Below are 24,359 nucleotides of genomic sequence, written 5' to 3'. Positions count from 1 at the left end.
AAAAGCTTTACTGTAGTTATTCCTAATCAAAAAAACAAATAGACATTAACATTATCTATAGTGTATCTTTTTTAGGCAGAATAAAAATAAAAATTGAAGTAAAAGCTTTCAAAACAGTCCATAATATTTTATTGTTTTTTATTCTGAATACTTTTCGAATTCTTGGATCAATTACGGTATTGTAGTATTCAAAATCTTCATAAAATGACGAAAAATATTTTTTCATTATTGTCTCTCTCTCCTGATGATAGATATACAATTTTTTCGGAATTGGTGATATTCCTGAAAAATCATAATTACAAATCGTTTTTTGCAAATGTTCATAAGGTTCATTTCTTTTACATATTACATAAATAAAAAATTCCCACTTAGAAGAAATTTTGTATTCAGTATTGTAAAGAAAATATTTGAAAAACAAATCTCGTTTAATAAAGCTTGCCTGATGATTAATACCTGAAGTAACGAAATGCGAAAATGTTAATTTTGAAGGCGTTTTTTCAACCCGATCATAACCCGCTTCATTAAAACAGGATGAATCACCATATAGTATTCCAACATCATTTCTAAATTTATCGTGGATTTCTTCGAGAATCGTATTGGTATAATAATAATTTCCACTACTCATAAAATTAACAAAAGTACCTTTAGCTAACTGAATACCTTTATTCATCGCATCATAAATCCCATTGTCACGTTCTGAAATCCAATAATTAATATGTTTATCATACTTTTTTATTGTTGACAAACTTTCATCGGTGCTTCCACCATCAATAATAATAAACTCAAAATCACTCCAGGTTTGATTGATAATACTTTCGATTGTTTTAATTAATCCTGAATTATTATTGTAATTTATGGTAATGATCGTTAGCTTAACCGAGTTATTTTCAGAAAAAAATCTTTTTAATTTTTCTTTTTTAGAAATAAATTGGCCTGTTATATTTCTATCTTCTATATTATGTTCTTTAATCATATAATACTCCTCTAAACATATTTATATTTTGGACTGAACCCGATAAGCCTCATTTATTGCTCTTTTATAAAGTTCTAAACATTGCGAAGCGGCAATTTCCCAATTAAATTTTTTCGCTTGCTCTATTCCTTTTAAAATATATTCATTCTTTAACTTTTCATCATTTAATACTAATTCAATCTTATTCATTAAATCTTCTTTGCTGGAAACATCAAAATAAATTCCGGCCTCACCTGCTACTTCAGGAAAAGAGCTCCTATTCGACAACACAATTGGACAACCACAGGACATGGATTCCAAAACTGGAATTCCAAACCCCTCATACAAGGAAGGGAAAACAAAACATCTGGCATTTTTATAAAACAACCCCAGCTGCCCTTCGTCAAAGTATTTCTGCTCTACCTGTTCGTGAATACCTGCTCTTTTTAAAAACTCCATTTCCTCATCTTTAAATTCTCCTCCTCCTGCACAAATTAGTTTTAACGTTTTATCCCTGATTAATAAATCCCTTATTGATTCGACTAGGAAATAAAAATTTTTATAAAGCCCCCTGGAACCAACGAATAAAATATAATTCTTTGGTAAATCGACATTTATATTTTCATTAACCTCAATTGAATTTCCATGGTAAATGACTTCTATTTTAGATTGATCTATATGGGGATAAACTTTAATTATATCCTTTTTAGTGTTTTTTGAAACAGCAATAATTTTAGTTGCTTTCTCTAATAATCTTTTTTTGTTTTCAGTTACATTCCATGGATCGTCTGTAAAATATTGAGGCATTAACTCATGTACCATATCATAAACAGTCAAAACAAAAGGCGTACCATCAAGGACTTCTAAAAAATAGGGATCATAGTAAGTCGGTATTACCAAATCATATTTCTCAGTAAAAGCTTTTCTGATTTTTTTTTTGACTAATTTTCTATTCAACGAACGAGTACTAATTCTCAAAGCATTTAAAATTTTTATAAAATACGCCGCAAGTTCCTTTTCTTTGAGTAAACCACTATTGATAATATAAACATTATTTGAAGTATCAATAGGAAGTTTAATTGAAAGTTCTTTGTTTTTTTTAAGACGACTAAAAATTTCAGTATAATATCTAGAAATTCCGCCATAAGTTTGCATATCAAAAATCTGAGGATCAAGAAGTATTTTAATCATATAAGAATGAATATTTCAAAAAAAAAGTATAATAAGTAAATTTGCCCAAAAGATTAACCTTTCAGGTTATAAAAATTAAGATGCTTTTTTTTGTTGAGAAAAAAGCATACGAATATTTATAATTCATTCTTTATAATATTTAATACATTCGTTGAATAAAAACTGTTTCTACAATTCATCTTTTGCTACTTTAATCCCTTGTTTATAGTGCTATACATTCCTGGATCTTTTTCAGAAATCCAATAATCAACTCGACTGCAATCTTCTATAATTTGTTGCCGTTTTTTGTAAATCTCTCGTAAACCTTGAAAGTGCTTCTATACATTGTATATCTACAAAAAACACATACTATTGATTATCAAAAACTTGTATGGAATAATCAATTTTTAGTTTTGTTATGATAAAAATATTTCATCTAATTTTTCATATATCTTACTTTTTTCATGATTATTTAAAAAATAATCTTTAGCTAACAATGAATGATAATTATAATATTCTTCATCTAAAACTAGCTTTTCAATATATGCTGCAAAAATTACCTCATTATTGGTAACTAAGCATCCATTATTAGTCTTATTTAACAAGCCATCAACACCTCGTTCATTGCAAACTACTGGCAAACCGTAAGACAAAGCTTCAATTACTTTAATTTTAACACCTGTACCAGATAACATAGGGCAAATTGCTATTTTAGAAACACTGTAAACATCCTCTAAGTCATCTAAATAATTAATATTGTGAATATTTTCTATTGATTGCGGTATACTATTGTTTATTTTTCCAACGATACAAATTTTAATATCCTTTGACAATAATGGATAAACTTTTTCAAAGAACCATTTTGCAGACTTCACATTATGAATGTTCTCACTAGCGACGTAAATCAAGTCGTAAATTTCTTTTTTTGACTTATGCTTAATTTCTTCAGGATGACTGATTAGATGTACTTCTTTATCTAAGAACTGATCAAAAATATATTTCTCCTCAGTTGAAACAACTAAAATTTTATCAAAAAAAGTTAAACTTCTAATCTCTTCTTCAAAATACTTTCCTAATTTAAATTTCTTATCATTTTTTAAATGAGGTGTAATAAAATCGTGTGTATCAATAATTAGTTGTGCATTTTTTAAATGTTTACTGTTTTCAATAAGTCTCGTCCAAAATACATATGATATTAAAATATAATCGTATTGATTGTTTTTAAGAATTTCATCAAAACTTTCCTGATGATTAATTCTTAACCTATCTAAAATTTTAGTTCTTTGACCTTTTTTAAAAAAGCATAACTTATTAAATATTTTTCGAATTTTCTTTTTCCTTTTACTGAAGTCTTTTAATAAAAAACCATTAGTAATAAGTTTTTTATTTTTTAATTCTTCAAAATGTAAATTATTTATATAAATAGGGTCTCCCACAAAATCAACATAAATATCTTTACTTTTAAAATACTTCAATAGCCCCATAGCTCGGGTATTATTACCCTGAGTTAAAAACAATGGGTTTTCAGAATAAAAATAAAGTACTTTCCTCATTCTAATTGTCTAAAAAATCATTCTAATTTACCTCCAAAGATTGTAAACTCACTAAATTGGTATAAATTCCATTCCTATTCAATAGTTCTTCATGGGTTCCTTGTTCTACAATTCTTCCCTTACTCATTACTACAATCAAATCGGCATTTTGGATCGTTGCTAAACGATGGGCAATAACAATCGAAGTTCTATGCTCCATCATATTTTCTAATCCAACCTGTACCAATTTTTCAGATTCGGTATCTAATGCTGATGTGGCCTCATCCAAAATCATAATCGGAGGATTTTTCATCACAGCTCTTGCTATAGCAACTCGCTGTCGTTGTCCTCCTGATAACATTCCTCCACCATCACCTACAGGGCTGTTATATTGCTCTGGAAATTCTGAAATAAAATTATGCGCATTAGCCACTTTTGCCACACTTATAATTGCATCCATATTTGGATTATCTATACTTAAAGATATATTATTAGCAATTGAATCATTAAATAAAATAGAATCCTGTGCTACAATACCCATTTGTTTTCTTAGCGAATCTGTAGTAACATCTTTTATATTAATTCCATCAAAAGTTATACTTCCTTCGTTAACATCATAAAGTCTGGTTACCAGATTTGCCAAAGTCGACTTGCCACTAACCGATTCTCCTACTAATGCAACTCTCTTACCCTTTGCAACTGTTAAATTAAAATCCTTCAAAACATATTCAGAATCGTATTTGAACGAAACATTGGTAAACCTGATTTCATTTTTAAATTCAGTAATGGTTATAGCATTAAGATTATCTTTTAGCGGATTGGTTGCGTCTAAAATAAAAGAAACTCTTTCATAAGCTGCATTTCCTCCCATTAAGGCCTGATTTGCTTTCGTTATGGCTTTGGCCGGTGTTAGAATTTGATAAGCTAATCCGATATATGCAATAAAAGCACTACCACTCATTGGCCCCTCAATCAATACCAAAGATCCTCCATAAACCAATAAAATAGAAATTACAAAAATCCCTAAAAATTCACTCACAGGACCTGCTAAACTCATTCTGACTCCTATCTTATTATTCAAATTATTGATAAACTCTGTTGAAGTAAAATAACGTCGTATGAAAAAACTCTCTGAAGTAAAATTTTTAATTACTTTTATTCCTCCTAAAGTTTCTTCGATATCAGATAATAAATGTCCTTCAAGAGAAAAAATATCTCCCGATTGACTTTTTATTGATCTAGTCATTCTGGATATTAAAATTCCTGAAACAGGAAGGAAAAGAAATACGAAAATGGCCAATTTCCAACTTATAAATACCATGATATCAAAGTGAATATAATTTTGTCAATGGTTCGCTAACCATCATTAAAATACTTAAAAAAGCACTTTTTATTGTATTAATGTCCGAAGTCATTCTTAAAATTAAATCAACCTTTCTTTCATTTGAAAAAAAGAAACCGGCAAACTAATTACTTTTTGATATACATCGTTTCGCAAATCTTTCAAAATTCCATTATTCAGATAAGTCATGTATACGATTGAAATGAAGTTGAAAAGGTTTTTCAATAAAAAAGTAGTCAAAACAAATATCGCCATACAGATCAACGTATCTAATGCTCCATTTTTATCTGTATTATGTGTTATAAAGTAATTTAAAGAATCCTCCAAATATCGTTTATCAATACTTCTGATTCCTTCATATACAGGTCTTACATGTACTTTTTCTCCATCTGAAAACAATACTTTCATTAAAGGAAAAAGAGAAAGCATTGAAAGAGCTGAAAAAAGCGCATACAAAACATTAAAAACGATACTGATTATTAAATTTTTCTTGTGAGGTCTTAAATAGTTTAAAAAACGTTTAAAATTCTTCATTGAATAACTTTGAATAAAGACTAATTTAATTAATAAGCGTTGTTGTTTTTACAAAGTTAAAGCTAAAATAGTTTTAAAACTAAGAAACTAAAAATGTATAACCTTACAAGAAACGAGGTTTTGAGTACAAAATTCGACAAGAATCAAACGATTTTTTATTTAGTTGGTTATTTCAAAAAAAATCATCTGAAATTCAAAGTATTATTTTTTTTCTTGCGCTCTTTATTTCAAAAATAACATATTTCGAAATAATTTATTCAAATCACTATTTTAAGGACTTAATTTCTGATTGTAAATATTACATTTACACCTTCAAATTTTATTCATAATAATAACTGTAATAAAAAAATGACTACTCATAATTTACTCTGGACCAGTGGATGGGATTCTACTTTTAGACTTTTACAAATAATTTTAGTTGAAAAAGAAAATGTTCAGCCCATTTATGTAATTGACCAAACACGAAAATCACTTAAGGTTGAACTGGAAGGAATCAAAAAAATTCTAAACGAAATCAAAGAATTGCATCCTGAAGCTTATAAGCTCATACTGCCTGTATGGTATGCTGAAGACGATATTACTATCAATAAGGAAATAAAAGAAAGTTCAGTTTATATAAATTCATTTGTAAAACTAGGAAGTCAATATAGCTGGCTTGCTCAATTTTGTCATAATTATAATTTAAATAATGTAGAAATTTGTAATGATAAGAACCTAAAGGCAGATTCTCTTACTAATTTTTTAATTACAAACTATATAAAAGCTGATTATACCGACATAGAAAATAGAGAAAAATACAATAAAATAGATACTGTCTTTAAGTATTTTTCTTTCCCTGTTTCTACGCTTTCTAAACGAGATATGCTAGCTATTGCAAAAGAAAAAAAATGGGAAAACATCATGTTTTTAACCTGGTTTTGTCATAAACCCCGCAAAAACAAGGCTTGTGGCAAATGTAATCCCTGCATAAATGTAATAAAAAAAGACATGGGCTTTAGGATTCCGGTTTTTAACAGAATGAAAGGATATTTAAAAATTTATCTATCACGAAAATAATCAAACAGGAAGCTTAATTAAATTTCCCATTTCAATATTTAAACACTCTATCGGAAACCTTTTATGACCACCTGTGGGGAAAAAAGTAAGTTCACCAAACAAAATTTTATCATCTATAGAATACAAATCTACCCTGATAAAAATAAACTGATCAGACAATACGCTGGCAATATTTAGCATCTCGTTAAAATTTGCCGGCTTTTGTATTTCTGATTCCAACCAATTTTCATCGCTGTCATTAATAATTATTTTTTTCCAGTTCAAATTATAAAAACACTTTTTTTCTTTTCCATTTTCAACCTTTTTTACCAGAATATATTTTGGCTGACCATGAAAACAATAAAATTTGTAATCAATTAAACCTTCATCACAATTTGAAATATATTTTTCAATTAAGAGTCTGGGTTTAATATTTTTATAAATTGTTTCTCTATATTTATTATAATAATTACTTCTTAAAAATTTTGACAATTTATTCCTTTCACTTTCTTTATTAATCAACAAAGCATTTTTGACAATAAGATTATATCCTGAACCATGAGTTCCTTTTATAACATATTGCTTTGGTAAATTTTCAAAATCAATTTCGTCAACCGTGTTATATACCCCAATTATTTCATTTAAATATTCTTTCCCAATTTTTGTTTCAACAAAAGATCTTACATCGAATTTATCGACATATTGGCCATACTCCTCTTTATAATGGTACAATTTCAGCCATTGTATTTTTTCCATAAACTCTTTGGGAGTTTCTAAATTCAATATCCTATTGTTTTTACTGAAATATTTTGCTTTTGTTACTTTAGTATCATCATTCGAATACCTATTCAGCAAAACAACTCTGGTTTGATTATACTTTCTGAGTATAAAGTCATTCAATTTCAATTTCAATACCTTTTATTTTTTTGTAATACTTCACTCAGTTCGTTAATCATTTTTTTTGCAATTACTTCTTTTGTGAAATTTTTAATTAAATAATTACTTCCATTTTCTGTACACTTTTCCTGCAGAGTTTCATCATTTAGCATCTGTTCCACTTTATCTGCAAAAGATGTTGGATTTCCAACTTCTGCCAGTAAACCGGTTTCATTATCTATAACAACTTCTGGAATCCCTCCTGCATTGGCAGCAACAATAGGTATTTTACAGGCATATGATTCTAATAGAACGCCGCCGGTAGGTTCATTGTTTGAAGTAAATAAAAAAAGATCAAATTCGGGTAATACTTCAGGAATATCTTTTCTGAAACCTGCCATAATAATTTGATTTTCTAAACCTAAATCTATAATTTGATTTCTTATTTGTGTTTCTAATGGCCCTTTTCCAATTAAAATATATTTTGCTTTAATACCTCTTTTGACCAATTTGGCAACAGTATTTACCCAGGTAAAATGATCTTTAAATCCTGAAAAAGCGGCGATATTGCCAACAATCTTATAATCAGACGGAATACTATATTGCTGATGCAAAATTCCTGTTTTTTGGGTTTTACTAAATTTTGCTATGTCTGTTACGCTTCCAACTACACATAATTTATTATGGTCTTTAACTGCATATTTTAAAACATCAACTACCGGATAAGAAACACATATAATTTTTTTTATTCCTTTATAATTATATTTCCACTTTCTAAAAAAGTTAGTATCCACACGCTTTATTAAAGTCCTGCACAAAACTAAAGGTAATTTAAGTCCAAAAAACAATGACGAAAATACTATTAAGGTATGTGCTTGACTATTGTGTATAAAAACTAAATCTGCATTTAACTTTTTTGCTATTTTGGAAAACTTTTTTGCATATTTTAAATCATATTCTGATTTATTATTTAGCGGAATAACATTCATTCCTTTTTGTGTTGCAATTTTAAAAGTTTCTGAGTCTTCCGGGCAAATAATCCATTGTTCTTCAACATATCCATATTCCTTAAAGGCTTCATATAAATAGATGATTTTTTGTTCGTGACCTCTCCAACCCTTTGAAACAGTTACCTGTATTAACCTCATTTTTCTTTAAACTAAAATCATTAAACTTATTATCTCACTATAATAACTTATAATGTAAACTGTTTTATTTCTTATAATTTCAGCTGTTTATTCCTCAAGGTAAAAAAAAACCTACCTTAATTTATTATTAGGTTTTAACAGTCTGTAAGCAGGAAAATTAAGCAGTTTTGAATGCAAATATACTATAATACAACAACAAACCTAAAAGTATTATATCAATTATAGAAACAGAAAAAAAACCTTATTAATTGATATAAAGATTGATCTAAACTCTGTTTTATCAAAAATAAAATAAAATCTGACTTTAATCTTGACGATAAAAATCATCTGGAATTTGTTTTTTTTATTTTGTTTCTTTGCATGAGAATTTTAAATACTCAATTGTAATATATAATAAATGGAAAATCTTAACGAAGAGATACATAACGCTTTCGAAATAATTAAAGAAGGCGGTATTATTCTTTATCCAACTGATACTGTTTGGGGAATTGGCTGTGATGCTACAAATCCTGAAGCAATTGCTAAAATATACAAACTTAAACAGCGTGCAGAAACACAAAGTATGATTGTATTAATGAATGGAGAAAAAATGATGTATAATGTTTTTAAGAACATTCCTGAAGTCGCCTGGCAAATTCTTGATCTATCTGAAAAACCAACGACTTTAATTTTAGATGAACCGCGAAATGTTGCCCCCAATATTATTGCTGCTGATAATTCGTTAGCAGTACGTCTGGTAAAAGAACCTTTTTGTTTTAAATTATTAGAGAGAATGAAAAAACCATTGGTTTCTACCTCTGCTAATATTTCAGGACAGCCAACTCCAATTGCATTCAAGGATATTAATCCTGAAATTATTAAAGGAGTTGATTATGTGGTAAACCTTTATCGTAATAAGGTTGCCGGGAAACCATCAACCATTATCAAATTAACAAATGATTCTCAGGTAAAAATAATACGTAAATAATTGAAAATTAGATATCATTAACGGTTTGGAGACACTCAATCAACCAGTCAATATCTTCTTTGGTATTGTTATGACTAAATGAAATTCGGAGATTAGGTAATTTTAAATCAGTCTCCGAAAGTATTTCTTTTAAGACATGTGAAGGCTTTATACTTCCTGACTGACAGGCACTTCCTCTCGAAACAGCAATTCCTTTCATATCCAGATTAAACAATAACATGGAAGTTTTATCTTGTGAAAAAGGTAAAATAATATTGATGATATTATAAAAACATTCTTTTTTACCAACGATTCTGAAATCCGGAAAATGAATTTCAAACTGATCGATCAGATACTTTTTCAAACCAAAAATATATTCACGTTCAGTTTCTAAATTTTCATGAGAAATTGTAAGTGCTTTTGCCATTCCCGCAATTTGATGAACAGCTTCGGTTCCGGCACGTAATCCTTTTTCCTGTTCCCCGCCAAAAAATAAGGGCTGCAAACCTGAATTTTTACGAATAAAAGCAAAACCAACACCTTTTGGTCCATGAAATTTATGTGCACTGGCTACTATAAAATCAACCGGGGTCTTTTGCAGATCTATTTCGGTTTTCCCAACAGATTGTACAGTATCCGAATGAAACAGAGCATTATATTGTTTACAAATAACCCCAACCCTATCGATATCTAAAATTGCTCCGGTTTCATTATTTACATGCATCAAACTTACAATTGTCTTTTTTTCATCAGCTAATAAATTAGCCAAATGAGTTAAATCGACACTCCCGTCTGAATTTATATTTACATAATCAACCTGAAGATCATAATCTGACTGCAAAGCTAAAACCGTATACAAAACCGCATGATGTTCAATTTTTGAAGTAATGATTCGAACCACCTTCAAATCCTCTACCGCCGAACGAAGAATCCAGTTATTTGCTTCAGTTCCTCCAGAAACAAAAATAATTTCCTGTGCGTAGCAATTTAAATGTTTAGCTATATTTTTTCTGGAAAGCTCAATAATCGTTTTTGCATTTCTCCCAAAACTATGAGTAGAAGACGGATTACCATAATCCTCCATCATTATTTTTGTCATTTCCTGAATGATTTCAGGTCTCATTGCAGTCGTAGAAGCGTTATCAAGGTATACTTTTTTCATTAGGGCAAAGTTATAAAATATCATTTGTCAATTCTTAAATATCATTTGCGAAATTTCACTATTTTTGATGCAAATAAAAAATACAATGAAAAAATATGCTTGCCTGCTTTTATTTGCACTTTTGTTAAACGGATGTGATGATGGGGATTTAACTGTTGAAGAATTTAATTTTGAAAACGTTGATTCAGCCCACTGTGGTGATACTTATGAATTGATTTATAAAATAAAAAATCAGGAAAGTTTATTATTACAAATACCTGACGAAACATTAAAAAATGTCGTTACTGCAGATGGTGATCCTCAGGAATTTGATATTGATAACAGCAATTACAAATTAGTCTACAGAGCTTATGACGGAACTATTACGTCTTCTAATATTTGTGACATAATAAGACCTTCTACTCCTAATGTATCCAACGAATGGTATGCTACAGGCGGAAAAATATACATTGCTACAAAGGTAAATACTACACTAAACACAACTGATAACAGTACCACAATAACGGGTTACACCCATACTATTTATTTCAAAAATCTTACCTTTTCAAAATCAGCAGGCATTCAGGTTCAGCCGGAATTTACATTTGGAACAATTATAACAGATGCAGATGAACTAAATCTAGATTTTAAAGAAGAAGCTGAACAATGCACTACTTCTAAACAAATTTATAATTACAGCATAGGTAATGGTACATCTATAACAATAGACAATATCGATTCTGACCTAATTGTAAATGAAGTTACCCCTACAGGCAGTCCCAGAAAAAAACTAATTACAACAACAAATAATAAAGTTACTTATAAAATTTACGAGGGTGGTGTTCTGAGCGAGTCGTACTTTTGCAATACAACAATTCCGACAACTCCTACAGTTGCTGAAATATGGAATGCCGAAAATGGTGTTGATAACACAAGCGGTATAATTGAGGTTGTTACTGCGACACTAGGACCAAACACATTTACCCATACGATTACCTTAAAAAATGTAACATTAAATAATGGAAATGTAAGCTTTAATTTAGGAAACAGTTTTCTATTAGGAATCCTTACAACAACAACTAATTAAAATAATTACATAAAAAACATCCGTCTTTTCTATACTGATTCTCGTTGTAGTACAAAAGACGGATGTTTTTTTATCCTTTACTTACTTTTTATTCCATCAAAATTTATTATTTGTTATTGTTTTTGCCTAAAATAAACTTCGGTTGCACCTAAACCATATTTTTGATAATTAGCATCCTGAAAATCGATGCCTTCATACCGTCCCAACAAAAAATCAAGTTCGGCCTTTAGGATCCCTTCACCAACTCCGTGAATAAAAACAATCTTCGGAATACGGTTTTTAATTGCAAATTCGATATGCCTTTTTGCCGTTTCAGTCTGCAGGGTCAGAATGTCATAATTTGACATTCCGCGTTTGTTGGGAACTAACTTTTCGATATGCAAATCAAATTCCGGAGCTGCAATATCACGTTTATCTTTCTTTTCTTTCACAAAACTCCTGGGTTTGGGTTCTTCTTTTTCTTTTGTAACAGAATCTAAATCAACTCTTTTTATAGAATTCATTAAATTACCAGAGTCCTGAATCTTAATTAATTCATTGACAAAAAATGTCATCATAAAACCATCTTCTGTTTCAATCAGAACCTCATTGTTTTTAACTGAAACTACTGTTCCGTTTATAGCTTCATCTAATACAGAAACTTTATCTCCTTTTTTCAACATCTTCTTCTTTTTCTTGATTTTTACTTGGTGTTTTTGCACTTAACTGCATCATGCCAAACATAAAAACTGCAATTGCAATTACAGTAATGTAAATATTCTTTTCATTTGAAACCTGTTCGTATAATGCAATCGAAATGGCAATTACCATTATTAAAATTTTAAACGTTTTCATATTTTAAACAATAAGACTTCAAAAGTAAGAAACTTTAAAATAGCACTTCAAACATAATTTAAATCTTATCGGCTATTTTTGTAAATTGTAAAAAATAAAATTGTGGATTTAGAAAAATATATGCTGCCTTGTTTTAGCAAAACACTCTTCGGAGTTGAGTGTTTGGGTTGTGGATTTCAACGCGCCTTATTCTTACTTTTTAAGGGAGATCTTTTTGCTGCTTTTAAAATGTATCCTGCAATCTATACTACGCTTATTTTTTTAGGGATTGTAACTTTACATTTTATAGATAAATCAAAAAGTTACAATAAATTACTTTGGGTTTCCGGAATCATAAACGGAATATTTATGATTGGCGGTTATTACTACAAACATTTTTATCTCTAATTTTTTCCCTGTAGTTATTTTTTAATTTGATTTAAAATATCATTCATCATCTCAATTTGAACTTTTTGGATTTCGATCAATTCCTGCTGCTGATGCATTATCAAATGATCAATTTTATCATGAATCATTCTGATCTCTAATTCGGATTTCAGGTTAATCATATAATCTTTTTTGGCACGTGTCCTGTCTTTTTCTTCCTGACGATTCTGGCTCATCATAATTACAGGAGCCTGTAGTGCTGCAATACAGGATAAAATCAGATTAAGCAAAATAAACGGATAAGGATCAAAACCTTTATTCATCAAAACATAAACATTTGATGCTATCCAAACAATAATAAAAAACAAAAATGAAATTATAAAAGTCCAGCTTCCTCCAAAACCTGCTACTCTATCGGCTATTTTTTGACCAAAGCTTCTAAGTTCATCTTCATCTTCTATAGTATTTACTATTGATTTATCTTCTTTTAAAGATTCAATAACACTTTTTTCAAGATCAGAAAGTGCACCGATTTCTGTAGACAAATAATTAGAGATGTATTTTTGGCGATATGTATTTAGCTCTTGAATTGCAATAAAATCAGTATCACAAAAAGAAGGATGATCTTTAATAATAAGACCTAAAATAGGATCGTGTATTGATTTTCCTGAAACTTTCTCTTTCACAGGGAAAGACAAATTAGAAACCGCACTCTTAAAAGTCGAATCGTTTTTCATTTTAGGGTGTTTTAGTGGCTAATTTACGCATTTAACTTCTTAAGAATCTTATAAATTATCGGTTTAAAGAAACTTTTTATTTATCACAAATAGAATACTCAACAGAAAAATTCTTTACCGAATTCATGCCTTTATTTACAAAAAAGACCTTACTTTTAACGTTTCAAATCATCCATTCAATTTTACGATTGTGTCAAAAAATCTTATTATACAAAATATCAAAGCCTTAAAGAGCCACTCACATATAAATTACGGGATCAAAACTAAAACCGAAGAATTTACCGAAAAGCTTTTTTATACCCTTTTTGATTCAAATGCAGCTTTAGATGAAAGTATTGACGAACTTGAATTTCGTTTTAAAGAAATTGCTGTAATGGCCTGCAAAAAACCGGAAAAATTATGCGGATCAATGTGGGATCTTTTTCTCAAAAAACTGCCCGAAGTTTTAGAAAAACTAAATCAGGATGCCGAATATATTTTAGAAAATGACCCTGCCTCAAACAGTATAGACGAAGTTTATCTTGGATATCCCGGCTTCTATGCCATTGCGATTTACAGATTAAGTCATGAATTATACAAACTCGATTTATTACTATTTTCACGATTGATGAGCGAATATGCACATCGGATTACAGGAACGGATATTCATGCAGGGGCTGATATTGCTTCGCCATTTTTTATCGATCATGCCACCGGAATTGTAATTGGAGAAACAACAGTCATCGAAAAAAATGTAAAAATTTATCAGGGAGTTACTTTAGGCGCTTTGAGCGTGAGCAAGGAAATGAAAAATGCCAAACGTCATCCAACAGTGGAAAAAAATGTCTGTATCTATGCCAATGCAACTATTTTGGGAGGCGAAACAATTATTGGCAAAAACAGCATTGTTGGAGGAAATGCCTGGGTAACCAAATCGATTCCGGCAGATTCTATTGTCCTGAATACCACTACAACCGAAGTTAAAATAAAAGAAAAGAAATAGAATGAAACCACAAAAATTAATCAACCTGATTGGCAACACTCCATTGATGGAAACTGTTAATCTGGTTCCAAATAAGAACGTAAAACTTTTATTAAAACTTGAAGGCAACAATCCGGGAGGAAGTGTAAAAGACAGAGCGGCATACAACATGATTGCATCGGCTCTGGAAAGAGGCGATATTAAAAAAGGTGACAAATTAATTGAAGCCACCAGTGGTAATACCGGAATTGCGCTCGCTATGATTGCTCAGTTATTTCAGGTTGAAATTGAGTTAGTCCTCCCAGAAGATTCAACAAAAGAACGAACACAAACCATGCGTGCATATGGTGCTACTGTTATTTTAACACCGGCAAGCGAAGGAATTATCGGTTCACGGGATTACGCTGACAAAAAAGTGGCCGAAGGCGGTTACGTAATGCTAAATCAGTTTGCAAATGACGACAACTGGAAAGCGCATTACAAAACCACTGGTCCGGAAATATGGGAAGATACCGAAGGAACTGTAACCCATTTTGTATCAGCAATGGGAACCACCGGTACAATCATTGGCACATCAACTTATCTCAAAGAGAAAAATCCAAATATTCAGATTATTGGTGCCCAACCCAGCGATGGATCTCAGATTCCCGGAATCCGAAAATGGCCACAGGAATATTTACCTAAGATTTTTGATGCCTCAAAAGTGGATACCGTTATAGATGTAAGCGAAAAAGAAGCCCGTGAAATGACTAAAAGATTAGCACTTGAAGAAGGCGTTTTTGCAGGAATGAGCAGTGGGGGATCCGTAGCTGTAGCCCTAAAAATAGCTGAAAAATTAGAATCGGGCGTTATCGTAGCAATTATTTGTGATCGTGGTGATCGTTATTTATCTTCTGATTTATTTGATTAAAAAAGAACAAAGCTATACCGGTTTTAGAGGCCCCAAAGTTTCCAACCTTTGTCACTTTGACCCTCTGCTCCTTTCAACCTTAAAAGAAAAAAATGAACTACAGAAAATTAGGCAAAACCAATTTTAATATATCCGAAATCTCACTTGGCACCTGGCAGGTTGGAGGAAAATGGGGATCAACTTTTGATAATAAAGCTGCTGACGAACTTTTAAATACAGCAATTGATAATGGTGTAAACTTTATTGATACCGCTGATGTTTACGAAAATGGTTTAAGTGAAACCGCTGTTGGAAGAGTCGTACGTTCGAGATCTGAGCGTATTTATGTAGCGACAAAATGCGGGCGTCATATCAATCCGCATGTTAGTGACGGATATCAGCCTAAAGTACTTCAGAAGTTTGTTGAAGACAGTTTAAAAAGACTGGGATTAGAAACACTCGATCTGATTCAGTTACACTGTCCTCCCACTGAAGTTTTTTATCGACCTGAGATTTTTGAATTATTTGACCGCTTAAAAGAGCAGGGAAAGATTTTAAATCTGGGGGTAAGTGTAGAAAAAGTAGAAGAAGCCTTAAAAGCAATTGAATATCAAAATGTTACCACCGTTCAGATTATCTTTAATTTATTTCGTCAGCGACCATCAGAATTATTTTTTTCTGAAGCAAGAAAAAAAGATATTGGGATCATTGCGAGGGTACCTTTGGCAAGCGGGCTTTTAACCGGTAAATTTGACGCAAAAACAACTTTTGAACCACAGGATCATAGAAACTTCAATAGAAATGGTGATGCTTTTGACAAAGGTGAAACTTTCTCCGGTATTGATTATGATTTGGGTTTAAAAGCTGTTCAGGAACTAAAAGCATTATTTCCTGAGACTCCAAACCTGGCCCCTATTGCTCTGCAATGGATTTTGAGTTTTCAGGATATAAGCTGTATTATTCCGGGAGCTTCTAAAACAAGCCATGTGGTATCCAATCTATCTGTTTATGATGTACCCAAATTATCTCCAGAAAAAATTTCGGCAATGAATAAAATTTATGAAGAATATATAAAACCTTCTGTTCATCAGTTGTGGTAGTATAGATATCATTAAGATCCTTAAACTTTTGAATTCTAAATTATAACTTACTACGCCTAACCTTTCTATTTCAGAAGTTTTATAAAATGCTCAAAAAATCAAATTTCATAGAATGGTTCGATCGGTATAAATATGCTGAATTAGCGAGTACAAGTGTAGCACTTACTACTTCGCTTTTCAGCAAAATTTACAGTGGATTAACCACCGCTTTTTTGATTACTTTTGCAGAATATCTGGCTTTTTACAGTGTAATTCTATTCTCGTCTTATAAAAAGTTAACAAAGCAAAATAAACTTTCAGGTCAAAGAACATCTTCTTCCGAAATTCTTACACTTTTAAAAAACTTAATTTTAGAGTTTGGATACCCGGCAGTTTTAGATTTTTTGGTAATTCGCCCGTTTTGTATGTACTGGATGCCCCTATTTTGTGGTAACTATTTTTTTGGGATTATTTTAGGAAAAATTTCTGCTGATTTATTTTTTTATGGTTTTACAATTATCAATTACGAGTTAATTAAAAGAAAATAAACTAGCAGTTTTTAAATTCAATTTTAAATTCGGCACCTTTATTCTTTCCTTCACTTGAAGCAGTTAATTTTCCTTTACTTCTTTCGATGATTTTTTTACACAGGTACAAACCAATTCCGGTTGAAGATTCATTTGCTGTTCCTAACCTGCTCATTTTAGTAAATTTCTTAAACAATTCATCAATCTGATAGTCATTGAAACCAATACCATTATCAGAAACCGTTATCACAAGATTATCATTTTCATTGAAAATCCTAAGTTTAATTTCTCCGTCAAAATAAGAGAACTTAACAGCATTACTAATCAAATTTACCAAAACCTGGATTAACAATCCCTCGTCGATTTTAAGTTTTGCTTCTTGTTCTTCCAGACTTACATCAAGAGTAATATTTTTGTCAATAAGCCGTTGCTCTACCTGCTCGTTGATAAAGGGCAATATATTAGCAAACAAAATTATTCTGGATTCCTGATTTATTTTTGTAACCTGATCCTGTTCATTCAGTAATTTTATAAAATTCTCAATGTATCGAAATTGCAAATTTGTTGATTCGCAGATTAAATTAGCCAGATCCTTAATAGCGTCAGAGGGTTTTTCATCTATAATAAGTTTTGCCAGACCTTGAGGATTTCCCGCAAAATTTTTTAAATCGTGAGAAAGCATATAAATTAAATCCTGCTTTTCATTAATAAAAGTTTCAGATTCAAAAATAGACTCCTGGATATTACTCATTAATAAACCCGCTTCATCACTATATTCTGTTGGCAAAACAGATAATCTTCTATGGTTTCTGTAATCGTCTAATGCTTTTGATGCGATAGCAATTGGTCTGATAAGCCGCTTTAAAGCCAAAACTGTAAATACAGTTGCCAGCAAGGTCATAATTAAAGAACAAAATAAAACAGATGTGGGCGATATAGAAGTATTAAAGTAAAGTACAAAAAATAAGATCCCTATTAATGGAATATGAATACCTATAAAGGCAACAAATAGAAATTTGAATGCATAACTTTTTTTTAGAAAGCCAATTTTCGAAAGATTATGGTATAACTTCATACGAAATAACAATTACTTAGACTTAAAATGGGGTTATCGAAGCATTTGATAAAACAAAGTTAGTTTTTAAAGCCAATTAAATGTTGTAAATTATAGAATTTGATAAAATATTTTAAAAATTGAATTTATAAAAGTTTACAAACCCTTATTTTTGCGCTATGGGAAGAAAAAATACAGACAAAGTCGTCTTTCATCAAATACAAGTTCTTGATGCCGGCGCAAAAGGTGTATCAGTTGCAAAAGCTCCTGACGGGAAAGTAATCTTTATTCCGAATGTAGTTCCGGGAGATGTAGTTGATATACAAACTTTTAAAAAACGAAAGGCCTATTACGAAGGAAAAGCCGTTAAATTTCACGAATTTTCAGAGCATCGAATAGATCCAATTTGTGAGCATTTTGGTGTTTGCGGCGGATGCAAGTGGCAAAACATGAAATACAGCCAGCAGCTGTATTACAAACAAAATGAGGTAAAAAACCACCTGCAAAGAATTGGAAAAATTGAACTACCTGAATTTGAAGCTATTTTAGGTTCTGAAAAACAATTTTTTTATAGAAATAAAATGGAATTTTCTTTTTCAAACAGTCGTTGGTTAACCGAAAAAGAAATTGAAAGCACTGAAGATTTAGGAAACAGAAATGCTTTAGGTTTTCATATTCCAAAAATGTGGGATAAAATTCTGGACATTACAAAATGCCATTTACAGGAAGATCCTTCAAATGCTATTCGAAATGAAATCAGAGCTTTTGCAAACGAAAATAATTTAGCATTCTTCAATCCGAGAGAACATTCAGGTTTATTGAGAACTTTTATGATTCGTACCGCTTCAACAGGCGAAATCATGGTTCTAATTCAGTTTTTCGAAAATGACAAAGCCAACCGGGAATTGATTTTAGATCATCTTTACGCAAAATTCCCACAAATCACATCCTTGCAATATGTAATCAATTCAAAACCAAACGACGCTATTTACGATCAAAACATAAAACTTTATAAAGGAAGAGATTATATTTTGGAAGAAATGGAAGGCCTGAAGTTTAGCATTAATGCCAAATCATTTTACCAGACCAACTCAGATCAGGCATACGAGCTGTACAAAATAACACGTGATTTTGCAGGACTTTCCGGTAACGAAACGGTTTATGATTTATACACCGGAACCGGAACTATTGCTCAATTTGTTTCAAAAAAAGCAAAAAAAGTAATTGGTGTAGAAAGTGTTCCCGAAGCTATTTTAGATGCTAAAGCAAATGCAGAACGCAATAATATTACCAATTGTGAGTTTTTTGTTGGAGACATGAAAGTGGTATTTAACGAAGCGTTTATTGCCCAGCATGGAAAACCCGATGTTATCATTACCGATCCTCCGAGAGACGGAATGCATAAAGACGTTATTGAACAAATTTTAAAAATTGCTCCTGAAAAAGTAGTGTATGTAAGCTGTAACTCAGCAACACAGGCAAGAGATTTGGCTTTAATGGACGAAAAATATAAAGTAACACGTGTTAGACCGGTAGATATGTTTCCACAGACACATCATGTCGAAAATGTTGTACTTTTAGAACTGCGATAATACAATTATAAATGAAAAAAATTCTCTATTTTTTATTAGTCTTTGCTTTTGGATTATCCAGCTGTGAAAAAGATGACATCTGTGATGCCAATACACCAACTACTCCCAAACTGATAATTAGCTTTTATAACATCACGGATGTATCTGTTAAAAAAGATGTTACAAGATTAAAAGTAATTGGTTTAGATCAAGAAAATGGTATTATTTTTAACGAGAGTGCTACTGATGAAACAAAATATTTAACAAGTGGTGATTCAATTGCAATTCCTTTAAAAACAGATACAGATAGTACTACTTTTACTTTTATTTTAAATTCAGATAATACAACTCCCTCGAATACTGATCAGATGAAATTTAATTACACCAGGCAAAATGTATATGTTTCAAGAGCCTGTGGTTATAAAACGATTTACAAGTTATCTGCTCAGAATCCAATAGAAACAACAGATTCCGGAAATGATGGATTATGGATGCAATTAGTTGAACCAAAAAACTCTAATATTGAATTTGAAAATGAAACACATGTCAAAGTATACTTTTAGTATTTGTTTTTTGTTTGCAGTATTTTTTGTTCAGGCTCAGGAATTGCCCACTGCTCCAATATCAAAAGAAATCAATTCAGAAAAACCAAAATCTAAAACGACGAAAGTTGTTACAGAAATTAAAACTGACAGCGTTCCTTTAAAAAAAGACCGTTATGGTTTACGCTTAGGTGTAGATTTATACAAACTAACCCGAGGTCTTTATGATAAAGATTATAAAGGGGTCGAATTTGTGGGAGATTTTCGCCTTACCAAAAATTATTATTTAGCTGCTGAGCTTGGAATAGAAGATAAAACTACTGATGATGACCGATTAAACTCAACCGCAACAGGAACGTATCTAAAAGGAGGTTTTGACTACAATATGTATAACAACTGGCTGGATATGGAAAATATTATATCAGTAGGTCTGCGAGGAGGTTTTAGTACATTTAGCCAGCAATTAAACAGCTATAAAATTTATAGTGCCGACAAATATTGGGGAGAAATCCCATCCATTACTGATGGCACAAAATATACTGGTTTAACTGCCGCCTGGGCGGAAGTCGCTGTAGGAATGAAAGCCAAGGTTTTCAACAATGTATTTGTAGGATTTGGGATTCAGTTAAAAATGCTTTTAGCCAATAAAGATCCTGATAATTTTGAAAATCTTTATATCCCTGGATTTAACAGAACATATGACGGAAGTTTTGGAGTTGGATTTAATTATACCGTTTCTTACTTTATCCCGCTTTATAAAAAGACGGTAAAAGTTCCTGAAACAGAAAAAAAAGGTACCAAGAAATAGTTCATTTAAATAAAACACCCATGAATTCAGTAATAAATAATGAATTTATGGGTATTTTTTTCTTAGGATAATTGAAAATCTATTGCTGCATTTGAATGTATCAGAGCAGTATCAAAAATTGGGACCGAAATATCCTGAGGTTTTATCACTAATGGAATTTCTGTACAGCCTAAAATAATGCCTTCAGCCCCCTCTTTTATTAACTGATTTGCTATTTCTAAGTAACGTTTTTTAGTTTCCGGAGTTACGAGTCCTCTTCCTAACTCTTCGAAGACCGTAGCATGGATAAAATCTTTATCCTCCTGATTTTTCGGAATGATTGCTTCTATTCCTTTTGCTGTCAGTTTGTCTTTAAAGAAATCCAGTTCCATTGTAAACTTTGTTCCTAACAAACCTACTTTTTTAATTCCTTTTTTCTGGATTTCAACAGCAGTTACAGTTGCAATATGTATTATTGGCAGACCAATGGCTTCTTCAAGCTTGTCAGCAATAAAATGCATGGTATTCGCACACAAAACAATCGCTTCTGCTCCGCCTGATTTTAAAAATTCACAGCCTTTCAAAAGCCTTTCAAAAGTTGAATCCCAGTCGTTATTGTCATTATTCTTTTTAATATCAGCATAATTAAACGAATAAATCAAACATTCCGAAAAGTTCAAACCTCCCATCCTTTCGTTTATTCCCTGATTTATAAGCTTGTAATAATCTGAAGTCGAAACCCAGCTTATTCCGCCAATAAGCCCAATTTTTCTCATAATGTTGACTTAAAAAATTATCCGATTTCCTTAATTCCCTTTATAAAAATCCATTTCATAAAAAGTTTTTCTCCATCCCGCGTTTTCAATGCTTTAAATTGAGGAGCTATCAAGGTTGCTACTATAAAAGCTGTCATTGGAATCCATATTCCGGTTAAGCCAGTATACTCAGCAATTATAAATCTTCCTAAAATAAATAAAATTGCGAAACATCCTAATTGATATAAAAACGCCCTTACTTGTAGTTTTGTCATTTTTTTTAGCTTATAAGGTTCTGAGGTGCTAAGATTTTATTCCTTCGACTTAACAAACTCTGCCTTAATTATTTTAAATATTACCTTTATACATATTCAAATATCAGATCCAAAACTTAGTATCTCAGAACCTTACTCAGAAACCTGAAACTTCGTTCTTTTGCTTCCCTCGTACATTTCGTATTTTACTAAACGCGCTTCAAGGCTTCCGTTAAAAAGTTTAATTTTTCTGGAAGGCTTTAATCCAACAAATTTCAAAGCTTCGAGATTTGCCGTAATAAACCAGGCGTTTGTTCCCGGATAGCTTTTCTTTAGAGTATCTCCGATATTTTTGTAAAATTCTTCCATATGAATATCCAGACGCTCATCATAAGGCGGATTGAAAACGACATGCAGTTTGCCTTCAACTTCCTTTTCAGTGTCAAAAAAATTATTTTCAGAAACTGTAATATAATCATCCAGATTGGCATTTCTGATATTGTCTTTTGCTTTATTTACAGCGCTTGGCGCCTTATCGAAACCTTTTATAGTATAATGAAATTCCTTAGTTTTTTTCATCAGGCTGTTTACAATCTGATCGAATAAATCGTTGTCCCAGTCTTTCCATTTTTCGAAGGCAAATTCTTTTCTGTTGATATTTGCCGGAATATTACAGGCAATCATGGCTGCTTCTGCCAAAAAAGTTCCGGAGCCACACATGGGGTCTAAAAAGTGGCTTTGCCCTTCCCAGCCGGATAATAATAAAATCCCTGCTGCCAAAACTTCGTTGATTGGGGCAATATTAGTAGCAGTCCTGTAGCCACGCTGGTGCAGCGAGTTTCCTGAAGTGTCGAGGGCAACCGAAACCTGATCTTTGTCTATGTGAACGTTGATTCTTAAATCCGGAAAAGCTTTATCAATACTTGGACGTTGCCCCGTTCTTTCCCGAAACTGATCTACAATAGCATCTTTACATTTTTGGGAAACAAATTCTGAATGATTAAAATAAGTCGAATGTACTGTCGCATCAATTACAAAAGTTTGATTGGCATTTAGCAATTTAGACCAGTTTACGCCTGAAATTCCTTTATATAATGCCTGCTCGTTGTTTGCTCTGAAAGAATAAATGGGTTTCAATACTTTGAGTGCAGTACGCAAAGATAAATTAGCTTTATACATAAAACCTTTATCGCCTTTAAAGCTAACCATTCTTACCCCTTTTTCGACATCCTGAGCACCAAGGACACGCAATTCATTCTCTAATATTTCTTCAAAACCAAAAAAACATTTGGCTATCATTCTAAAATTTTCTTCCATCTTTATATTTGAATTAAAAAAACAATTCCTACAGACGTAATTCTTAAAGGTGCACAGCACAGCGCACCTTTACAGGTATCATTGCGAAATAGTAATTTTTCCGCAAAAATACACTAAATTTGCCGGACTTTAAATTAATTGAAATAGAATAAATGTCTGAAGCACCTAACTCATCAACACCTAATCAGGATCGAAATACCGAAAACTGGTTTACTTCATGGTTTGATACTCCGTATTATCATATTCTGTATAAGGATCGAAATTACCGGGAAGCTCAGATATTCATGGACAATCTTACACATTACCTAAATTTGCCCGAAAAAGCCAGGGTATTGGATTTAGCATGTGGAAAAGGCCGTCATTCTATTTATTTAAATCAGTTAGGTTTTAACGTTTTAGGAGCCGATTTATCAGAAAACAGCATTGCCGAAGCCAATAAAAACAGTAACGATACCCTTCATTTTAAAGTGCACGACATGCGCGAGCCTTTTGAAGAAAAATTCGATGCGATTTTTAATTTGTTTACCAGTTTTGGTTATTTTGAAAATGACGAAGATAATTTAACAACCTTAAAAGCGATCAAAGAAAGTTTATCTGAGTATGGTTTTGCCGTAATCGACTTCATGAACGTCATTCAGGTTACTGAAACACTTGTTCCGGAAGAAGTTAAAACCGTAGAAGGAATAGATTTCAAAATAAAAAGATATGTTGAAGACGGGCATATATTTAAAGAAATTGATTTCGAGGATCAGGGACATCATTACCATTTTACCGAAAAAGTAAAAGCGTTAACCTTGAAAGACTTTCAGGATTTGATGGAGGAAGCCGGAATTTATCTTTTAGATATTTTTGGTGATTACAAACTCAAAAAATTCCACAAAACCGAAAGTGAACGATTAATCATGATTTTTAAATAATTGGTA

At 31.4% G+C, this 24,359-nt stretch carries 25 protein-coding genes and 1 pseudogene; 12 read left to right on the top strand and 14 right to left on the bottom strand.

The features are described 5' to 3' along the window. Positions 1–55: 55 nt before the first annotated feature. The 4 genes and pseudogenes from DMB65_RS10920 to DMB65_RS10905 all read right to left on the bottom strand — a co-directional run bounded on the left by DMB65_RS10920 (position 56) and on the right by DMB65_RS10905 (position 5,530). A complete protein-coding gene (locus DMB65_RS10920) occupies positions 56–973 on the bottom strand; it encodes a glycosyltransferase family 2 protein (protein ID WP_110306687.1) in 918 nt (305 codons plus the stop codon). Positions 974–994: 21 nt separating this feature from the next. Beyond that, entirely contained in the window at positions 995–2,143 is a 1,149-nt protein-coding gene (locus DMB65_RS10915; RefSeq protein WP_230470651.1) for a glycosyltransferase family 4 protein, read from the bottom strand. Between the two features lie 395 nt (positions 2,144–2,538). Then, entirely contained in the window at positions 2,539–3,675 is a 1,137-nt protein-coding gene (locus DMB65_RS10910) for a glycosyltransferase (protein ID WP_110306686.1), read from the bottom strand. Between the two features lie 22 nt (positions 3,676–3,697). Next, positions 3,698–5,530, bottom strand: a pseudogene (locus DMB65_RS10905) (ABC transporter ATP-binding protein). A 348-nt stretch (positions 5,531–5,878) separates the two neighbouring features. Here DMB65_RS10905 and DMB65_RS10900 point away from each other — a divergent pair. Then, positions 5,879–6,586: a 7-cyano-7-deazaguanine synthase gene (locus tag DMB65_RS10900; protein ID WP_110306685.1), complete on the top strand. Its 708-nt coding sequence runs from the start codon at positions 5,879–5,881 to the stop codon at positions 6,584–6,586. Here the strand turns inward: DMB65_RS10900 and DMB65_RS10895 are convergent, their stop codons facing one another. Together DMB65_RS10895 and DMB65_RS10890 are read right to left on the bottom strand one after the other, a co-directional pair. Continuing rightward, positions 6,587–7,471, bottom strand: a complete 885-nt coding sequence (locus tag DMB65_RS10895; protein ID WP_123955327.1) for an ATP-grasp fold amidoligase family protein — start codon at positions 7,469–7,471, stop codon at positions 6,587–6,589. Between the two features lie 2 nt (positions 7,472–7,473). Beyond that, entirely contained in the window at positions 7,474–8,589 is a 1,116-nt protein-coding gene (locus DMB65_RS10890; protein ID WP_110306683.1) for a glycosyltransferase family 4 protein, read from the bottom strand. Between the two features lie 397 nt (positions 8,590–8,986). Between DMB65_RS10890 and DMB65_RS10885 the strand changes: the two genes are divergently transcribed. After that, entirely contained in the window at positions 8,987–9,556 is a 570-nt protein-coding gene (locus tag DMB65_RS10885; RefSeq protein ID WP_110306682.1) for an L-threonylcarbamoyladenylate synthase, read from the top strand. 7 nt (positions 9,557–9,563) lie between these two features. Here DMB65_RS10885 and DMB65_RS10880 read toward each other — a convergent pair whose 3' ends face one another. Beyond that, a complete protein-coding gene (locus DMB65_RS10880; protein WP_110306681.1) occupies positions 9,564–10,697 on the bottom strand; it encodes a cysteine desulfurase family protein in 1,134 nt (377 codons plus the stop codon). 85 nt (positions 10,698–10,782) lie between these two features. Between DMB65_RS10880 and DMB65_RS10875 the strand changes: the two genes are divergently transcribed. Beyond that, a complete protein-coding gene (locus DMB65_RS10875; RefSeq protein ID WP_123955325.1) occupies positions 10,783–11,763 on the top strand; it encodes a hypothetical protein in 981 nt (326 codons plus the stop codon). A 113-nt stretch (positions 11,764–11,876) separates the two neighbouring features. On the opposite strand, the gene DMB65_RS10870 is transcribed toward DMB65_RS10875, so the two are convergent. Beyond that, positions 11,877–12,425, bottom strand: coding sequence for a Smr/MutS family protein (locus DMB65_RS10870; protein WP_110306679.1), 549 nt, complete (start codon positions 12,423–12,425; stop codon positions 11,877–11,879). Then, positions 12,406–12,597: a hypothetical protein gene (locus DMB65_RS10865; RefSeq protein ID WP_110306678.1), complete on the bottom strand. Its 192-nt coding sequence runs from the start codon at positions 12,595–12,597 to the stop codon at positions 12,406–12,408. Before DMB65_RS10865 ends, DMB65_RS10870 begins: the two co-directional genes overlap by 20 nt. Before the next feature lie 102 nt (positions 12,598–12,699). Here DMB65_RS10865 and DMB65_RS10860 point away from each other — a divergent pair, with 102 nt between their 5' ends. Next, positions 12,700–12,984 carry a DUF2752 domain-containing protein gene (locus tag DMB65_RS10860; RefSeq protein WP_110306677.1) on the top strand — a complete coding sequence of 95 codons (285 nt, stop codon included), beginning with the start codon at positions 12,700–12,702 and terminating at the stop codon, positions 12,982–12,984. A gap of 14 nt (positions 12,985–12,998) precedes the next feature. On the opposite strand, the gene DMB65_RS10855 is transcribed toward DMB65_RS10860, so the two are convergent. Next, positions 12,999–13,700 (bottom strand): DUF1003 domain-containing protein, encoded by a 702-nt coding sequence (locus tag DMB65_RS10855; protein ID WP_110306676.1) that lies wholly within the window; start codon positions 13,698–13,700, stop codon positions 12,999–13,001. A 190-nt stretch (positions 13,701–13,890) separates the two neighbouring features. Here DMB65_RS10855 and epsC point away from each other — a divergent pair, with 190 nt between their 5' ends. From epsC to DMB65_RS10835, 4 genes are all read left to right on the top strand, one after another. Further along, the gene (epsC, locus tag DMB65_RS10850) at positions 13,891–14,682 is read left to right on the top strand and encodes a serine O-acetyltransferase EpsC (protein ID WP_110306675.1); all 792 of its coding nucleotides are present in this window, start codon (positions 13,891–13,893) and stop codon (positions 14,680–14,682) included. 1 nt (position 14,683) lies between these two features. Further along, positions 14,684–15,571 (top strand): cysteine synthase CysM, encoded by an 888-nt coding sequence (gene cysM, locus DMB65_RS10845; protein WP_110306674.1) that lies wholly within the window; start codon positions 14,684–14,686, stop codon positions 15,569–15,571. Positions 15,572–15,663: 92 nt separating this feature from the next. After that, on the top strand, positions 15,664–16,650 hold the full coding sequence (locus DMB65_RS10840; protein WP_110306673.1) for an aldo/keto reductase: 987 nt from the start codon (positions 15,664–15,666) through the stop codon (positions 16,648–16,650). Positions 16,651–16,736: 86 nt separating this feature from the next. After that, the gene (locus DMB65_RS10835) at positions 16,737–17,177 is read left to right on the top strand and encodes a hypothetical protein (RefSeq protein WP_110306672.1); all 441 of its coding nucleotides are present in this window, start codon (positions 16,737–16,739) and stop codon (positions 17,175–17,177) included. A gap of 1 nt (position 17,178) precedes the next feature. On the opposite strand, the gene DMB65_RS10830 is transcribed toward DMB65_RS10835, so the two are convergent. Next, positions 17,179–18,057 (bottom strand): sensor histidine kinase, encoded by an 879-nt coding sequence (locus tag DMB65_RS10830; RefSeq protein WP_230470650.1) that lies wholly within the window; start codon positions 18,055–18,057, stop codon positions 17,179–17,181. Between the two features lie 332 nt (positions 18,058–18,389). Here DMB65_RS10830 and rlmD point away from each other — a divergent pair, with 332 nt between their 5' ends. Genes rlmD through DMB65_RS10815 form a run of 3 tightly spaced genes read left to right on the top strand, consistent with a single transcriptional unit; the run spans position 18,390 to position 21,131 of the window. Continuing rightward, a complete protein-coding gene (gene rlmD / locus DMB65_RS10825) occupies positions 18,390–19,802 on the top strand; it encodes a 23S rRNA (uracil(1939)-C(5))-methyltransferase RlmD (protein ID WP_110306670.1) in 1,413 nt (470 codons plus the stop codon). An 11-nt stretch (positions 19,803–19,813) separates the two neighbouring features. Next, positions 19,814–20,344, top strand: coding sequence for a DUF6452 family protein (locus tag DMB65_RS10820; protein ID WP_110306669.1), 531 nt, complete (start codon positions 19,814–19,816; stop codon positions 20,342–20,344). Then, positions 20,316–21,131 (top strand): DUF6048 family protein, encoded by an 816-nt coding sequence (locus DMB65_RS10815; RefSeq protein ID WP_110306668.1) that lies wholly within the window; start codon positions 20,316–20,318, stop codon positions 21,129–21,131. Before DMB65_RS10820 ends, DMB65_RS10815 begins: the two co-directional genes overlap by 29 nt. A gap of 62 nt (positions 21,132–21,193) precedes the next feature. On the opposite strand, the gene DMB65_RS10810 is transcribed toward DMB65_RS10815, so the two are convergent. The 3 genes from DMB65_RS10810 to DMB65_RS10800 all read right to left on the bottom strand — a co-directional run bounded on the left by DMB65_RS10810 (position 21,194) and on the right by DMB65_RS10800 (position 23,436). Then, positions 21,194–21,886: an aspartate/glutamate racemase family protein gene (locus DMB65_RS10810; RefSeq protein WP_110306667.1), complete on the bottom strand. Its 693-nt coding sequence runs from the start codon at positions 21,884–21,886 to the stop codon at positions 21,194–21,196. Between the two features lie 17 nt (positions 21,887–21,903). After that, positions 21,904–22,140, bottom strand: a complete 237-nt coding sequence (locus DMB65_RS10805; RefSeq protein ID WP_110306666.1) for a hypothetical protein — start codon at positions 22,138–22,140, stop codon at positions 21,904–21,906. Positions 22,141–22,272: 132 nt separating this feature from the next. Further along, complete coding sequence (locus DMB65_RS10800; protein WP_110306665.1) at positions 22,273–23,436, bottom strand: THUMP domain-containing class I SAM-dependent RNA methyltransferase; 1,164 nt, start codon at positions 23,434–23,436, stop codon at positions 22,273–22,275. Positions 23,437–23,588: 152 nt separating this feature from the next. Here DMB65_RS10800 and DMB65_RS10795 point away from each other — a divergent pair, with 152 nt between their 5' ends. Further along, positions 23,589–24,353 (top strand): class I SAM-dependent DNA methyltransferase, encoded by a 765-nt coding sequence (locus tag DMB65_RS10795; protein WP_110306664.1) that lies wholly within the window; start codon positions 23,589–23,591, stop codon positions 24,351–24,353. Positions 24,354–24,359: the final 6 nt, after the last annotated feature.

This window comes from Flavobacterium cheongpyeongense, from assembly GCF_003202435.1.
Classification (GTDB): Bacteria; Bacteroidota; Bacteroidia; order Flavobacteriales; family Flavobacteriaceae; genus Flavobacterium; species Flavobacterium cheongpyeongense.
This window is presented reverse-complemented; position numbering and strand designations above follow the sequence as displayed.

What these genes read in the sequence shown, in the direction of transcription:
- DMB65_RS10920 (WP_110306687.1), bottom strand. Translation starts at nt 973, where the DNA reads ATGATTAAAGAACATAATATAGAAGATAGAAATATAACAGGCCAATTT.
- DMB65_RS10915 (WP_230470651.1), bottom strand. Translation starts at nt 2,143, where the DNA reads ATGATTAAAATACTTCTTGATCCTCAGATTTTTGATATGCAAACTTAT.
- DMB65_RS10910 (WP_110306686.1), bottom strand. Translation starts at nt 3,675, where the DNA reads ATGAGGAAAGTACTTTATTTTTATTCTGAAAACCCATTGTTTTTAACT.
- DMB65_RS10900 (WP_110306685.1), top strand. Translation starts at nt 5,879, where the DNA reads ATGACTACTCATAATTTACTCTGGACCAGTGGATGGGATTCTACTTTT.
- DMB65_RS10890 (WP_110306683.1), bottom strand. Translation starts at nt 8,589, where the DNA reads ATGAGGTTAATACAGGTAACTGTTTCAAAGGGTTGGAGAGGTCACGAA.
- DMB65_RS10885 (WP_110306682.1), top strand. Translation starts at nt 8,987, where the DNA reads ATGGAAAATCTTAACGAAGAGATACATAACGCTTTCGAAATAATTAAA.
- DMB65_RS10880 (WP_110306681.1), bottom strand. Translation starts at nt 10,697, where the DNA reads ATGAAAAAAGTATACCTTGATAACGCTTCTACGACTGCAATGAGACCT.
- DMB65_RS10875 (WP_123955325.1), top strand. Translation starts at nt 10,783, where the DNA reads ATGAAAAAATATGCTTGCCTGCTTTTATTTGCACTTTTGTTAAACGGA.
- DMB65_RS10870 (WP_110306679.1), bottom strand. Translation starts at nt 12,425, where the DNA reads ATGTTGAAAAAAGGAGATAAAGTTTCTGTATTAGATGAAGCTATAAAC.
- DMB65_RS10865 (WP_110306678.1), bottom strand. Translation starts at nt 12,597, where the DNA reads ATGAAAACGTTTAAAATTTTAATAATGGTAATTGCCATTTCGATTGCA.
- DMB65_RS10855 (WP_110306676.1), bottom strand. Translation starts at nt 13,700, where the DNA reads ATGAAAAACGATTCGACTTTTAAGAGTGCGGTTTCTAATTTGTCTTTC.
- cysM (WP_110306674.1), top strand. Translation starts at nt 14,684, where the DNA reads ATGAAACCACAAAAATTAATCAACCTGATTGGCAACACTCCATTGATG.
- DMB65_RS10840 (WP_110306673.1), top strand. Translation starts at nt 15,664, where the DNA reads ATGAACTACAGAAAATTAGGCAAAACCAATTTTAATATATCCGAAATC.
- DMB65_RS10835 (WP_110306672.1), top strand. Translation starts at nt 16,737, where the DNA reads ATGCTCAAAAAATCAAATTTCATAGAATGGTTCGATCGGTATAAATAT.
- DMB65_RS10830 (WP_230470650.1), bottom strand. Translation starts at nt 18,057, where the DNA reads ATGACCTTGCTGGCAACTGTATTTACAGTTTTGGCTTTAAAGCGGCTT.
- rlmD (WP_110306670.1), top strand. Translation starts at nt 18,390, where the DNA reads ATGGGAAGAAAAAATACAGACAAAGTCGTCTTTCATCAAATACAAGTT.
- DMB65_RS10820 (WP_110306669.1), top strand. Translation starts at nt 19,814, where the DNA reads ATGAAAAAAATTCTCTATTTTTTATTAGTCTTTGCTTTTGGATTATCC.
- DMB65_RS10815 (WP_110306668.1), top strand. Translation starts at nt 20,316, where the DNA reads ATGAAACACATGTCAAAGTATACTTTTAGTATTTGTTTTTTGTTTGCA.
- DMB65_RS10810 (WP_110306667.1), bottom strand. Translation starts at nt 21,886, where the DNA reads ATGAGAAAAATTGGGCTTATTGGCGGAATAAGCTGGGTTTCGACTTCA.
- DMB65_RS10805 (WP_110306666.1), bottom strand. Translation starts at nt 22,140, where the DNA reads ATGACAAAACTACAAGTAAGGGCGTTTTTATATCAATTAGGATGTTTC.
- DMB65_RS10800 (WP_110306665.1), bottom strand. Translation starts at nt 23,436, where the DNA reads ATGGAAGAAAATTTTAGAATGATAGCCAAATGTTTTTTTGGTTTTGAA.
- DMB65_RS10795 (WP_110306664.1), top strand. Translation starts at nt 23,589, where the DNA reads ATGTCTGAAGCACCTAACTCATCAACACCTAATCAGGATCGAAATACC.